This window comes from Glycomyces tarimensis, from assembly GCF_054776215.1.
Genome location: NZ_BAAHCB010000029.1, coordinates 1 through 12832, shown reverse-complemented (window position 1 = coordinate 12832; position 12832 = coordinate 1). Strand labels below are relative to the sequence as shown.

At 71.1% G+C, this 12832-nt stretch carries 10 protein-coding genes and 1 pseudogene; 7 read left to right on the top strand and 4 right to left on the bottom strand.

Features of this window, described 5'->3' with window-relative positions:
- Positions 1-8 precede the first annotated feature (8 nt).
- The 3 genes from ACYVK3_RS20000 to ACYVK3_RS19990 all read left to right on the top strand — a co-directional run bounded on the left by ACYVK3_RS20000 (position 9) and on the right by ACYVK3_RS19990 (position 3730).
- Positions 9-155, top strand: a complete 147-nt coding sequence (locus ACYVK3_RS20000) for a SapB/AmfS family lanthipeptide (RefSeq protein WP_460499109.1) — start codon at positions 9-11, stop codon at positions 153-155.
- Between the two features lie 116 nt (positions 156-271).
- Positions 272-1945 (top strand): ATP-binding cassette domain-containing protein, encoded by a 1674-nt coding sequence (locus ACYVK3_RS19995; RefSeq protein WP_460499133.1) that lies wholly within the window; start codon positions 272-274, stop codon positions 1943-1945.
- Between the two features lie 51 nt (positions 1946-1996).
- The gene (locus ACYVK3_RS19990; protein WP_460499108.1) at positions 1997-3730 is read left to right on the top strand and encodes an ABC transporter ATP-binding protein; all 1734 of its coding nucleotides are present in this window, start codon (positions 1997-1999) and stop codon (positions 3728-3730) included.
- Here the strand turns inward: ACYVK3_RS19990 and ACYVK3_RS19985 are convergent.
- Positions 3709-4323, bottom strand: coding sequence for a response regulator transcription factor (locus ACYVK3_RS19985; protein WP_460499107.1), 615 nt, complete (start codon positions 4321-4323; stop codon positions 3709-3711). The genes ACYVK3_RS19990 and ACYVK3_RS19985 overlap by 22 nt on opposite strands.
- Positions 4324-4734: 411 nt before the next feature.
- Here ACYVK3_RS19985 and ACYVK3_RS19980 point away from each other — a divergent pair, with 411 nt between their 5' ends.
- Positions 4735-6552 carry an ABC transporter ATP-binding protein gene (locus ACYVK3_RS19980; protein WP_460499106.1) on the top strand — a complete coding sequence of 606 codons (1818 nt, stop codon included), beginning with the start codon at positions 4735-4737 and terminating at the stop codon, positions 6550-6552.
- Complete coding sequence (locus ACYVK3_RS19975) at positions 6549-8330, top strand: ABC transporter ATP-binding protein (RefSeq protein ID WP_460499105.1); 1782 nt, start codon at positions 6549-6551, stop codon at positions 8328-8330. The genes ACYVK3_RS19980 and ACYVK3_RS19975 overlap by 4 nt, the downstream gene beginning before the upstream one ends.
- 36 nt (positions 8331-8366) lie before the next feature.
- Here the strand turns inward: ACYVK3_RS19975 and ACYVK3_RS19970 are convergent, their stop codons facing one another.
- The gene (locus ACYVK3_RS19970; RefSeq protein WP_460499104.1) at positions 8367-9308 is read right to left on the bottom strand and encodes an NADP-dependent oxidoreductase; all 942 of its coding nucleotides are present in this window, start codon (positions 9306-9308) and stop codon (positions 8367-8369) included.
- A 107-nt stretch (positions 9309-9415) separates the two neighbouring features.
- Here ACYVK3_RS19970 and ACYVK3_RS19965 point away from each other — a divergent pair, with 107 nt between their 5' ends.
- Entirely contained in the window at positions 9416-10399 is a 984-nt protein-coding gene (locus ACYVK3_RS19965) for a GlxA family transcriptional regulator (protein WP_460499103.1), read from the top strand.
- Here ACYVK3_RS19965 and ACYVK3_RS19960 read toward each other — a convergent pair.
- Positions 10396-10731, bottom strand: a complete 336-nt coding sequence (locus ACYVK3_RS19960; protein WP_460499102.1) for a hypothetical protein — start codon at positions 10729-10731, stop codon at positions 10396-10398. The two genes, ACYVK3_RS19965 and ACYVK3_RS19960, sit on opposite strands and share 4 nt — an antisense overlap.
- 206 nt (positions 10732-10937) lie before the next feature.
- Between ACYVK3_RS19960 and ACYVK3_RS19955 the strand changes: the two genes are divergently transcribed.
- On the top strand, positions 10938-11867 hold the full coding sequence (locus tag ACYVK3_RS19955; RefSeq protein ID WP_460499101.1) for an aldo/keto reductase: 930 nt from the start codon (positions 10938-10940) through the stop codon (positions 11865-11867).
- 308 nt (positions 11868-12175) lie between these two features.
- On the opposite strand, the pseudogene ACYVK3_RS19950 reads toward ACYVK3_RS19955, so the two are convergent.
- Positions 12176-12832, bottom strand: a pseudogene (locus ACYVK3_RS19950) (hypothetical protein); the annotation flags it as partial.

Below are 12832 nucleotides of genomic sequence, written 5' to 3'. Positions count from 1 at the left end.
AGAGCGACATGGCACTTCTCGACCTCCAAGGTATGGAGAGCAAAGACGAAATGTCCGCCGCCGGAAGCAGCGCCAGCGGGCACAGCTGCCCCAGCAACCTGAGCGCGACGCTGTGCGAGGGCACCAGCGGCCTGAGCGTCCTGCTCTGCCACTAGTCCGCGTCCAAGCGGTCATCGGCAACCAGTTGTCGACGATGCAGTGAATCCGCCGGGGTCCGGTCGCCATGCGCGCCCGGGCCCCGGCCCCGCGAACGGAGGGGCCCTTGTCCTCAGTGAGCAGCGCGCCGGACGCGATGTCGTTCGGCGCGGTCGTCACCCGAGCCCGGCGCTGGCTGCCGCTGATCGCGGGCGCCTCGCTCCTCGGCTCGCTCGCGACGCTCGCCCTGCCGCTGGCGCTCGCCGGCGCGGTCGACGCCCTCGTCGCGGGCAGGGACGCCACCGGGCCGATGGCCTTGGCCGCCGCGCTCATCGGCGTCGGCGTCGCCTGCGAACTGGTCGACGCCTTCGCCGGCACGGCCTGCACCGCGGGCGTCTCGGCCTGGCTGCGCCGCCGCCTCACCCGGCACGTCCTCGCGCTCGGTCCGCACCGCCTGCGCCGGTTCGAGACCGGCGATCTGACGGCGCGCGTGTCGGCGAACTGCGCCGACGCCGCACAGGCCGGACCGGCGGCGGTCGCCACGGTGACCGCGCTGCTGCCTTCGGCCGGGAGCCTGGTCATGCTCGCCTATCTCGACTGGTGGCCCGCCGTGGCGTTCGTCGCCGGCCTGGCGCTGGTCGCGGTCGTCCTGCGCCTGTTCACCGTGCGGACGACCGCGGCGGTGGCCTCCTATCAGCGGCTTCAGGGCGGCATCGCCGCCCGCCTGTCCGAGGCGATCGAGGGCCGCCGCACCATCGCCGCCGCGGGCTCGGCCGACCGCGAACGGGCCAGGGTGCTGGCCGACCTGCCGCGCCTCGCCGCCTGCGGTGCCGAGACCTGGCGGGTCCTCGCGGCCGCGGGGGCCCAGTCCGCGCTCGTCGGGCCGCTCGCGACCGTGGGCGTGCTGCTCGCGGCCGGCGCGGCGCTCGCCGCAGGCCGCCTCAGCGCCGGCGAGATGCTCGCCTGCGCCCAGTACGCGATGACCGGTGCCGGAGTCGGCGCCCTAACGGGGGTCTTCGCGACCTTGGCGCGCGCCCGCGCCGGTGTTCGCCGGGTGGCCGAGGTGACCGACGTCCCGGCCGTCCGCTACGGCGACCGGGAACTGCCCGAAGGCGGCGGACGACTGGAGTTCCGCTCGGTGTCGGCCCGCGAAGGCGAGGCGACGCTGCTCGACGGCGTGGACCTGGTGATCCCCGGCGGAACCGTCGCCGCCGTGGTCGGCGCGTCGGGGGCCGGGAAAACGGTGCTGGCCCACCTCGCCGCCCGGCTCCGCGATCCCGATGGAGGCGAGGTCGTCCTCGACGGCGTCCCCTTGCGGGCCCTGAGCCATGACGCGTTGCGCGCCTCGATCGGCTACGCCTCGCAGCGGCCGATCCTGGTCGGCGACACGATCGCCGACACGATCGGACCCGGCCGCGGCGAGGCCGAACTCGAGGCGGCGGCCCGCGCGAACGACGCCGACGGCTTCATCCGCCGCCTGCCGGTCGGCTACGGGACGCCGCTCGAGGACGCCCCGATGTCCGGCGGCGAGGCGCAGCGCCTCGGACTGGCCCGCGCGTGGCACGCCGAGCGGCTCCTGGTGCTCGACGATGCGACCTCCAATCTCGACACGGTCACCGAGATGCGGATCGTCGACGCGCTCACCGCCTCGGACGAGACGCGACCGCGCACGCGCATCGTGGTCACGCACCGCGCCGCCACCGCCGCCCGAGCCGACCTCGTCGTCTGGCTCGAGGCCGGCCGCGTCCGGGCGCTCGCCTCCCACGCCGAACTCCTATTCCACCCCGACTACCGGGAGGCTTTCCGGTGAAGCGTGAACGGCGCGATACGGCTTTGACCCCGACTGCCGGGAGGCCTTGCGGTGAAGCGTGAACTGCGATACGGGGCGGGTGGTCTGCGGGCCCGTCCGCTGGCGGCGATGCTCGCCTGGTCGGTCCCGCAGGCGTTGCCGGCGGCCGTCTCCGGGGCTGTCGTCGCCCGCGCCGTCGATGACGGCTTCCTGGCCGGCCGGCCCTGGACCGGCGCGGCGTGGCTGGCGTCCCTGCTGGCCGCGGCCGTCGTCGGCGCGGTCGGCAGCCGCATGGTCTACGCGCGCACCGGAGACCTCGTCGAACCGTTCCGCGACACGCTGGTGCGGCGGACGGTGGGCTCGGCGCTGCGCGATGCCGTAAAGGGCCGCCCCGACGAAGGCGCGGTCGCGCGGCTGACGCGGCAGGTCGAGATCGTCCGCGACTCCTACGCCGGCCTCATCGTCGCCGTCCGCGGCTTCGCCGTCACGTCCGTGGGCGTCGCGGGCGGGCTGCTCTCGCTGTCCCCGCGGGTGGCGGCGGTGGCCCTGCCGCCGTTCTTCCTCGGGCTGGTGGCCTTCGTGGCCACTCTCGGCATCTCGGCCGAGCGCCACCGGCGAGCGGTCGCCGCCGACGAGCGCCTGGCCGGCCGGGCCGCGGCCGTGATCGGCGGCGCCGCCGACCTGGCCGCCTGCCGCAACGAGCCGCACGGCGAGGCGATGGCGGAACCGGCGATCGTCGAGCAGGCCCGCGCGGAGCGCTCGCTGGCCGCCGCCGCGGTCATCCGGGCCACGTGCTTCGCCGTCGGAGGGTGGCTGCCGCTGGTCGCGATCCTGGCCGCCGGGCCCTGGCTCATCGCCTCGGGCCTGAGCGCCGGGGCACTCACCGGCGCGCTTCTGTACGTCCTGTTCGGACTCCAGCCGGCGCTCAACGGCTTCATCTCCGGTGTCGGCGGCAGCGGCCTGCGCTTCGTCGTCACACTCGGGCGCATCCTCGACGCCACCGAAGCCGAACCGCCCTCGGCCTCGAACCCCGCCTCGAGCCGTCCGGCACCGGAACCGGCACCGGACCTCGAAGTCAAGGGATTGACCTTCGCCTACGGCCCGCACGCCGAACCGGTCGTCAAGGGCCTCGACCTGACCGTGCCCTCCGGGGACCACCTCGCGATCGTCGGGCCCAGCGGCATCGGCAAGTCGACCCTGGCCGGCCTGCTGTGCGGCCTGCTCCGCCCCGGCGCCGGCAAGGTCCTCGTCGGCGGCGCACCGGTCGACACCGCGACGCCGGAGGCGCTGGCGCGCCTGCGCGTCCTGATCCCGCAGGAGGCCTACGTCTTCGCCGGCACCGTCGCCGACAACCTCACCTATCTCGATCCCGGCGCCGCGCCCGACCGCGTCGCCGCGGCCGTCGAGGCGATCGGCGCCGGACCGCTCGTGGGGCGACTCGGCGGCCTGAACGCACCGGTCGAGCCGGAACGGCTGTCGATGGGGGAGCGGCAGCAGCTCGCGCTCGCGCGCGCCTATCTGTCGCCCGCGCCGATCTGCGTGCTGGACGAGGCCACCTGCCACCTCGACCCCGCCGCGGAGGAGACCGCCGAGGCCGCGTTCGCCGAACGGGGCGGCACCCTCATCGTCATCGCCCACCGAGGCAGCTCGGCGCTGCGGGCCCGCCGCGTCCTCGTCCTCGACGGGCGGGAAGCGGCGCTCGGCGACCACGAATCGCTCCTGGCCTCCTCGCCGCTGTACCGCGAACTGCTCGCACGCTGGAGGGGTGCTCCGGCCGAGCCCGCTCAGATCCACCCCTGCTCCTGAGCAATGCGGATCGCGTCGATGCGGGTGCGCGCGCACGTCTTGCCGATCGCACTGGACAGGTAGTTTCGGACCGTGCCCACGCTCAGGTGCAGGGTTCCGGCGATCTCTCTGGTCGAGGCTCCCGTGACCACCATGCCGAGCACCTCACGCTCGCGTGTGGAGAGCGGGTTGTCCTTGGCGCGCAATGTAGCCAATGCCACGTCCGATCCGATGACCGCGCCGCCGCGGGCCAGGAGCCGGATCGCATCGGTGAGCTGCTCGCACGTCGCATCGGTCGTGATGAAACCCACACGCGGTGCCATTCGGGCCAGATCCGGCGGGATCACGAAGGGTTCCTTCCCGCACATCATCACCAGCACATTCGTCTCCGGAAGGCCCTCGCACACGGCGAGGCAGTCCGCCGCGACAGTCTCGGCCGAGTCCTCTGCGGCGTCGAGCACCACGACATCGGGCTCGAGCCGCTTACCGGCCGTTATCAAGTCGTCGGAACGGCCGAGTCGCCTTACCAGGGCGATCCCGGCCTCGAACGACAAAGCCCGCGCCAGCGCGGTTCCCAACAGGCACGGATCATGCCTGAGCAGCACTCGAATCATCGACGCTCACCTTTACATTTCCCGGCGGGGTGGGACCGGGGGCAGTCACCGAGGTTCGCCCTGCGAATACGCCTCAATATATCGGTATCCCATGTGGATGCAAGTGCGCAAATGCCTTGTGTCGGGATCGTGACAACGGAGTGTCGGAAGCGGCACTAGCTTGGGGCGGGATCGTGACAACGCGCTGTTGGAAAGCCATTTGCTTGGGGCGAGCTCGTGACAACGGGGTGTGGGAAACGCAGCATCCAACGGTCGGAAACCCGGAGCGAGCCGCGTTGCCGATGTGACCAGAGCGATCGGACCGTGCGCGAAAGGCGGTTGGCAATCGTTGTCGAGCGAGGCATGATTGCAGGCGGCCCCTTGCCTGCCGCACGGCAAGGATCCGCCCGACACCACCTCCGGAGAGCCCAAATGACAGACGTCGCCGCCGATTCCCCGGCTGAAACCACCATCCTCCGGCGGGGATTGCGCAACATCGGCGACATGATCCGGATCGAGCCGGGGCGGTTCGCCATCGGCGTGGTCGGGGCCATGGTCAACACCGCCGCCGTCCTGTTCGTCTCGGCAGTCGTCGGCTGGGTCGTCGCCCAGGTCGCGGTCCCCGCCTATGAGAACGGCGAAGTCGCCCTCGGATCGGTCGCGCTCGGCGTCGCCGCCCTGCTCGGCACCTCCGCCATCCGCTTCTCCAGCATGTGCGCCCGCCGGATCGGCGCCGGCGCCATGATGTTCCGCGTCCAGGCCCACTGGCGCCGCCGGATCACCCGCCGCTACCTCGCGCTCCCCGTCTCCTGGCACCAGAAGCACCCCACCGGGCAGCTCCTGTCCAACGCCAACGCCGACGTCGAGGCCGCCACCCGCCCCCTCGCGCCGCTCCCGTTCGCCTGCGGCACCCTGTTCATGCTCGCCGTCTCCATGGCCGTGTTCTTCGTGATCGACTGGGCCATCGCCCTGGTCGCGATCGGCATGTTCCCGACGCTGTTCGCGCTCAACGCCGTCTTCGCCTCCAAGATGGCCCCCCGCGCCAAGCGCGCCCAAGAGCTGCGCGCCGAGGTCTCCGCGGTCGGCCACGAATCCTTCGACGGCGCGCTCGTCGTCAAGGCCATGGGCCGCGAGACCGCCGAGACCGAGCGCTTCAGCACCTCGGCCACCGACCTGCGCGACGCCATGATCGGCGTCGGGCGCCTGCGTGCGGCGTTCGAACCGGCCATCGCCGGGCTCCCCGAGATCGGCACCCTCCTCGCCCTCCTCGTCGGCCTCGCCCGCTACCAGCAGGGTGCCCTCGACCTCGAACAGCTCGTCACCGTCTCGTTCATGTTCTCCGTGCTCGCCTTCCCCATCCGGGCCATCGGCTGGGTGCTCGGCGATCTCCCCACCTCCGTCGTCGGCCGCCGCCGCGTCGACGGCGTCCTCGCCGCCACCGGCGACATGACCTACGGCGACAAGAAACTGCCGACCACCGACGGCCCCGCCGAGCTCGCATTCGACTCGGTCGCCTACTCCTACCCCGACGGCGGCGAAGCCATCAGCGACGTCAGCTTCGCCGTCCCCGCCGGGAAGACCGTCGCCCTCGTCGGCGCGACCGGCTCAGGCAAGTCCACACTGGCCCACCTCGCCGCCCGCCTCATCGACCCCACCAGAGGCACCGTCCGCCTCGACGGCGTCGACGTGCGCGAACTCACCCATCCCACGCTCGCCTCCACCACCGCGCTCGTCCAGCAGATCCCGTTCGTCTTCGACGACACCGTCCGCGCCAACCTCGACCTCGACCGCGACGGCATCGACGACACCCGAGTCTGGGAGGCCCTGGCCGCGGCCGGCGCCGACAAGTTCGTCGGCGACCTCCCCGCCGGCCTCGACACCGAACTCGGCGAGCGCGGCACCACCCTCTCCGGCGGCCAGCGCCAGCGCCTCACCCTCGCCCGCGCCCTCGCCGGCTCCCCGCGGCTGCTCATCCTCGACGACGCCACCAGCGCCGTCGACCCCAAAGTCGAGTCCCAGATCCTCTCGGGCCTCAAGGACTCCTCCGAGGTCGCCAGCGTCCTCGTCGTCGCCTACCGGCGCGCCACCATCGCCCTCGCCGACGAGGTCGTCTTCCTCGACGGCGGCCGCATCACCGCCCGCGGCACCCACGCCGAGCTGCTGGCGAACCACCAGCCGTACGCCGACCTCGTCACCGCCTACGAGCAGGCCGAAGCCGAACGCGAATTCGACGAGGAGATCACCGCATGAGCGTTGCACCCACCACCACGGAACCCGGCCCGTTCCAGACCCTCAAGCGCGGACTCCAGCTCTCGCCCGAACTGCGCCGCGGTCTCGCCTTCACCATCGTGCTCGCCGGCATCACGGCACTCGGCCGCCTCGTCGTGCCCATCGCCGCGCAGCAGGTCCTCGACAACGGCCTCTTCGGCGACGGCGGCCCCGACCTCGACTACGTCCTCATCGTCACCGCCATCGGCATCGCCGTGCTGGTCATCACCACGGCCGCGAACTACCTGATGAACCGGCGCCTGTTCATCGTCTCCGAGACCGCGCTGGCCAACCTGCGCCGGCGCACCTTCCGCCACATCCACGACCTGTCGATGCTCCACCAGCAGTCCGAGCGGCGCGGCGCGCTCACCGCGCGCGTCACCACCGACATCGACCAGGTCAGTCAGTTCCTCCAGCAGGGCGGCATGGTGCTGGTGACCTCCACGGCCCAGATCCTCGTCGCCACCGTCGTCATGGTCGTCTACTCCTGGCAGCTCGCGCTCGCCGTGTGGATCGTGTTCATCCCGGTCACCTGGCTCATCAAATGGCTCCAGACGCACCTGGCCTCGGCCTACACCAACGTGCGCCGCAGCGTCGCGAAGCTGCTCTCGGCCGTCTCCGAGTCCGTCGTCGGCGCCGGCGTGGTGCGCGCCTACGGCGTCGGCGCGCGCACGAGCGCGCGACTCGACGCGTCCATCGAGGAGCACCGCAAGGACCAGACCAAGGCGATCATGCGCTCGGCGTTCTCCTTCGGGGCCGGAGAACTCGTCTACTTCGGCGTCAACGCCATCGTGGTCGTCCTCGGGGCGTTCCTGGTGGCCGGCGGTTCCATGTCCGTCGGCGAGCTGGCCGCGTTCCTGTTCCTCGTCGTGCTGTTCACACAGCCGGTCGTGATCGGCACCGAGACGCTCAACGAGGCCCAGAACGCGGTCTCGGGCTGGCGGCGCGTGCTCGACATCATCGACACCGAGCCGGACGTGGCCGACCCCGTCGACGGCGTCGAGCTGCCCGAAGGCCCCCTGGGCGTCCGCTTCGAAGGCGTCCGCTTCGCCTACCCGGGCGGCGAGGACGTCCTGCACGGCATCGACGTCGAGATCCGCCCGCACAGCAAGGTCGCCGTCGTCGGCGAGACCGGCTCGGGCAAGACCACGTTCGCGAAGCTCTTGACGCGCCTGATGGACCCGACCGGCGGCCGGGTCCTCCTCGGCGGCGCGCCGCTGCAGAACATCAGGTTCGCGTCCCTGCGCAAGCGGGTCACGATGGTGCCGCAGGAGGGCTTCCTGTTCAACGGCACGCTCGCGTACAACATCCGCTTCGCCAAGCCGGACATCAGCGACGCCGAGATCTACGTGGCCTTCTCCGAACTGGGCCTGACCGACTGGCTCGAGGCGCTTCCCGACGGCCTCGAGACCGAGCTGGGCGAGAGCGGCGCGAACCTGAGCGTCGGCGAGCGGCAGCTGGTCTCGCTCGTGCGCGCCTACGTGGCCGACCCCGACCTGCTGGTCCTCGACGAGGCGACCAGCGCGGTCGACCCGGCGACGGAACTGCGCCTGTCGGCCGCGCTGGACGCCGTCACCCGGGGCCGGACGACGGTGATCATCGCGCACCGGCTCTCGACCGCCGAGACCTCCGACGAGGTTCTCGTCTTCGACGACGGCAAGCTGGTCCAGCACGGCCCCCACGCCCAGCTCGCCGCGCAGGCCGACTCCGTTTACGCCGGCCTGCACGGCTCATGGATCGAGCAGACCCGCTCCGTCTAGGTCTCGGAAGTGCTCCAGCCGGAGGATGACGGCGGCTCAGTCCACGGTCAGGACGATCTTCCCGATCGTGCGCCCCGACTCCAGCGCCTCGTGCGCGGCCGCGGCTTCTTCGAGCGGGAAGGTCTTGGACACGGTGGGGGAGAGCGAGCCCTCCTCGACCAGGCGGGACAGCTCGCGCATGCCCGACCAGTCCGGTTCGACGATCATGAACCCGGACGCGATGCGGTCCCGGTGCGCCTCGGGGAGCTCGGCGGGATTGACGATCGTCACCAGCTTGCCGCCGTCGCGCAGCACCGCCGCCGAGCGGGCGACGTAGTCCTCCCCGCCGATCGCGTCGAGGACGACGTCGATCCCGTTGAGCGCCTCGGCGAAGTCGGTGGTCGTGTAATCGAAGGGACGGTCGGCGCCGATCGAGCGCAGGAACTCGTGCTTGGCCGCGGAGGCGGTCGCGATCACGAACGCCCCGTGGGCCTTGGCGATCTGGACCGCCAGGTGCCCGACCCCGCCCGCCGCGGCGTGGACGAGCACCTGCTGCCCTGCCCGGATCCCGGCCGTGTCGACCAGCGCCTGCTGCGCCGTCAGCCCGGCCAGCGGCAGCGCGGCGGCCTCGACGTGGCTCAGCCGCGACGGCTTGAAGTCGAAGGACCGGCTGGGAGCGGCCACGTACTCGCTGTAGCCGCCGCCGGGACTCGGGAACGGCAGCATGCCGTAGACCTCGTCGCCGGGTTCGAAGATCCGCACCCCTATGCCGACGGCCTCGACGGTGCCGGAGACGTCCCAGCCGAGCGTGTACGGCGGCCGGGCCCCGTCGTAGCTGCCGTCTTCGCGGACCTTGAAGTCGGCGGGGTTGGCGCCGGCGGCGTGCACCTTGACGAGGATCTCGCCGAGCGCGGGCTCGGGACGGGGGACCTCGGCGATCTTGAGGACTTCGGGCCGGCCGAGTCGGTCTTGGACAATGGCGCGCATGGTCGTGGTCATGGGTCTGATTCCATTCTGTCGCTTGGGCTTCAGTGATTCCCCCAGTCTCGCCGTCGGCGAGGCCCCCGCCCAGTGGCCTGGAGGCCACGATGTGAAAGAATCGGGCCATGTATCGACCCCACCGCGTGGCCGTACTGGCCCTGGACGGCGCCTTCGCCTTCGAACTCGGCGTCCCCGACAAGATCTTCGACTCGGCGCGGCACGACGACATGAGCCCGCGATACGAGGTCCGAGTGTGCTCACTCGACGGACGGCCGGTCCGGACCTCGTCGGGCTTCGCGATCCAAGTCGAGCACGGCCCGGAGCTGATGGCGGAGGCTGACACGGTGATCGTCTCGACGGTACGGCAGGACGGCCCGATCTGCACCGTCGGCGATCTGCCCGACGGGATCGCGGAGGCGTTCGCCCGGGTCCGGGACGAGGCGCGGATCGTGTCCTTCTGCAGCTCGGCGTTCGCGCTGGCCGAACTGGGCCTGCTGGACGGCAAGCGGGCGACGACGCACTGGATGCTGACCGAGGAACTGGAGCGGCGATTCCCGAACGTCAAGGTCGACCCCGACGTCCTGTTCGTCGACGAAGGGCGAATCCTGACCTCGGCGGGCGCCGGTGCGGCGGTGGACCTGTGCCTGCACATCGTGCGGCGGGACTGGGGCAGCGAGGTCGCGAACGCGGTGGCGCGTCAGTGCGTGTTCCCGCCGTGGCGCGAAGGGGGCCAGGCGCAGTTCATCGATCGCCCGGTGCCCAGGGAGCCCGGCGTGAGCACGGCCGAGACGCGGTCCTGGGCACTGGCGCGCCTGGAACGTCCACTGTCGATCGATGAGATGGCGAGCCACGCGAGGATGAGCCGGCGCTCCTTCACCAGGAAGTTCCGCGAAGAGGTGGGGACGAGCCCCGGCCAATGGCTGAGCCGCCAAAGGATCGACCACGCCAGACGGCTCCTGGAGTCGAGCGACCTCACCGTGGACCAGATCGCCGCCAGGACCGGCTTCGGGACGGCGGTCTCGCTGCGTCAGCACATGCGGGCGACGATCGGCGTGTCGCCCTCCTCCTACCGCAAGACGTTCCGCCGCGACCAGATGGAACCGGCCTAGTCGCCCTCGGGAGCGCGACCGAATCCGGCGAGCACGCGGTGCCGGAGGCCGCGGAGCCGCTCGCGGGCGAAATAGGCCGTGCCCAAGATGAGGACGACGAAGGGGATCGCGATCGGCAGGACGGTCGTGAATCCGATGATCACGAAGAGCGCCTCGACCCCGATCAGGGAGGCCGCGCCCATGAACCCGAGGACGGAGGCCGTCTGGAGGCGCAGCATGAACAGCGTGACCGAGCGCCGGACCGACGCGAGGACGGACATCGGCCGGTCACTCGCCTCCGGAACGCCGTCGTCGGCCGACGGAGTCTCCTCAGCGGTTGGGGGAGTGGGCATGCTTGCGAACGTATCAAAGTCATCGGTCCGGGTGCGGATCTCGCGATGTGATCCCGGCGCGACCTGAGAGCAACCCCACACGGCTACCCTGGGTACCGCACGCGTCGAGGAACACCAGCCTCCTCCGGCACACGGGACACCGATCCCGCACGGGCCGCTGCTGCCTCGACGAGAACGCCTTCGAATCGAACGGATGAGTGTCGGCAATGACAGAACACGGCAACGCAGCGACCACCGATCGCCGAGAGCTCGGCCGCACCGGCATCGAGGTCACCTCCCTGTGCATCGGCACGAGTCCGCTCGGCCACGAGGACGTGGACGAGGAGCGCGCGATCGTCACCGTCGAGACGGTTCTCGACAGCCCGATCAACTTCCTCGACACCTCGAACGGCTACGGACTCGCCGAACGGCGCGTCGGCGAGGCGATCCGGCGCCGCGGCGGCCTGCCCGAGGGCTTCATCCTCCAGACGAAGGTCGACCCCGACCCCACCACCGGGGACTACTCGGGTGAGCGCGTCCGAGCCTCCGTCGAAGAGAGCCTCGAACGACTCGGCGTCGACCACTTTCCGATCCTGGCCCTGCACGACCCCGAATTCATGTCGCAGGACGGATTCGCCCCCGGCGGGGCGCTCGAAGCGCTCGTGGAGCTGCGCGAGAGCGGCGTCGCCGACCACCTGGCGGTCGCATCGGGCTCGCTCGAGGTGACCGAGCGCTACCTGGAGACCGGCGAGTTCGCCGTGGTCCTCAACCACAACCGCTACACCCTGCTCAACCGCTCCGCCGAGGCGCTCTACACGAAAGCCCGCGAAAATGGCCTCGGCGTCTTGAACGCCGCGCCCTACGGCGGCGGCATGCTGGTCAAGGGTCCTGAGGCGCAGCCGAAGTACGCCTACCGTGTGCGCGACGACGCCTTCCGGGAGAGCGCGGTGGCGATGGCGGCCGCGTGTGAGCGGGTCGGAATCCCACTGGCCGCGGCGGCGCTTCAGTTCTCCGTGCGCTCGCCACTGGTCGACTCGACCGTTGTGGGAGTCACGCGCCCCGAGCGCATGCAGGAGTCGCTGGATCTGCTCTCCTACGACATCCCGGAATCGCTGTGGGAAGAACTCGACGCGTTCGCCCCGAGAGCCTCGTTCTGACCGGCCGAGGCTCGTAGCGGGATAGTTGAGTGGCGGGATAGCGGGATAGCGGGATCCCCACGAGACGTCAACCGGGTGGCGGTGTCGCTCGAGAAGTGGCATACGGAGCCTGGAATGGCCGCCGGTGCGCTGGCGAGAACAGTGTGGTGGACGGTTGTGCTGCACTGAGGCGGCGATGGTGAGGTGGCGGGACGGTCGGGGTCGCTGGCTGGGGTGGGCGCCGATGTGGCTCGGCGTGGGTGCCTGTTGAGACCGGCAATGGTCACCGGTGCGTTGGCGGGGTCGGTGTTGTGGCTGGCCCGGCTGCGCTATGGCGGCGACAAAAACGGTGACAGGTGGGCTGGTGTTGGTTGGTCGGCGCGGAGGCGGGCGGTGGGCTCGTGCCGGGTCGGATTGAGTTCTGCCGTGAGGCGGGTACGGGGTGGCTGATGGTCCGGTTCGGGGCCTGGGCATGGAGAAGGGCTCGAACCGGGTGTCCGGTTTCGAGCTGGTGACCTATGAGGTGCCTTCCCCGCCACGGCATCCCGTAGCGGGCGGGTTAAGGACGGCGGTGGTCCGTAGTCGGGTGTCGGTGCGGCGCTGACGAGGTCGCGAGTCCGCCTCGGTTCAGTCAGTGGTGTGGAAGTCTCGTATTCCCGCCTCTGGCCCTGCCCCGGTTCGGGTGGTGAAGCCGGTTCGGGTGCGGTCGCGTGTTGGGGTGTCGGTGTTGTGAAGCGTGCTCGTGCTTTGGCGCGGGCGGCCTTCGCGGCAGCCAGCGCGTCCTCCAAGTCGGCCTGTTCGGCAGCCGCTTCGAGGTCCGGTTTCAGGGTCTCCGACCATTCTTCGGGGTACAGGCCGGTGGGGAAGGCGTTCGCGATGTCGTCGGCGAAGTCGGCGTCCAGGTCGGTATCGGTGCGCCAGTCCGAGCACCCGCATGTGAGGTCGGGGTCGGTGTCCTCGTGCCCCTCATGGTGGACGATCAACGC

Excerpts from the sequence above, each read along its gene's own strand:
- ACYVK3_RS20000 (WP_460499109.1), top strand. The coding sequence starts at position 9 with ATGGCACTTCTCGACCTCCAAGGTATGGAGAGCAAAGACGAAATGTCC.
- ACYVK3_RS19985 (WP_460499107.1), bottom strand. The coding sequence starts at position 4,323 with ATGATTCGAGTGCTGCTCAGGCATGATCCGTGCCTGTTGGGAACCGCG.
- ACYVK3_RS19980 (WP_460499106.1), top strand. The coding sequence starts at position 4,735 with ATGACAGACGTCGCCGCCGATTCCCCGGCTGAAACCACCATCCTCCGG.
- ACYVK3_RS19975 (WP_460499105.1), top strand. The coding sequence starts at position 6,549 with ATGAGCGTTGCACCCACCACCACGGAACCCGGCCCGTTCCAGACCCTC.
- ACYVK3_RS19970 (WP_460499104.1), bottom strand. The coding sequence starts at position 9,308 with ATGACCACGACCATGCGCGCCATTGTCCAAGACCGACTCGGCCGGCCC.
- ACYVK3_RS19965 (WP_460499103.1), top strand. The coding sequence starts at position 9,416 with ATGTATCGACCCCACCGCGTGGCCGTACTGGCCCTGGACGGCGCCTTC.
- ACYVK3_RS19960 (WP_460499102.1), bottom strand. The coding sequence starts at position 10,731 with ATGCCCACTCCCCCAACCGCTGAGGAGACTCCGTCGGCCGACGACGGC.
- ACYVK3_RS19955 (WP_460499101.1), top strand. The coding sequence starts at position 10,938 with ATGACAGAACACGGCAACGCAGCGACCACCGATCGCCGAGAGCTCGGC.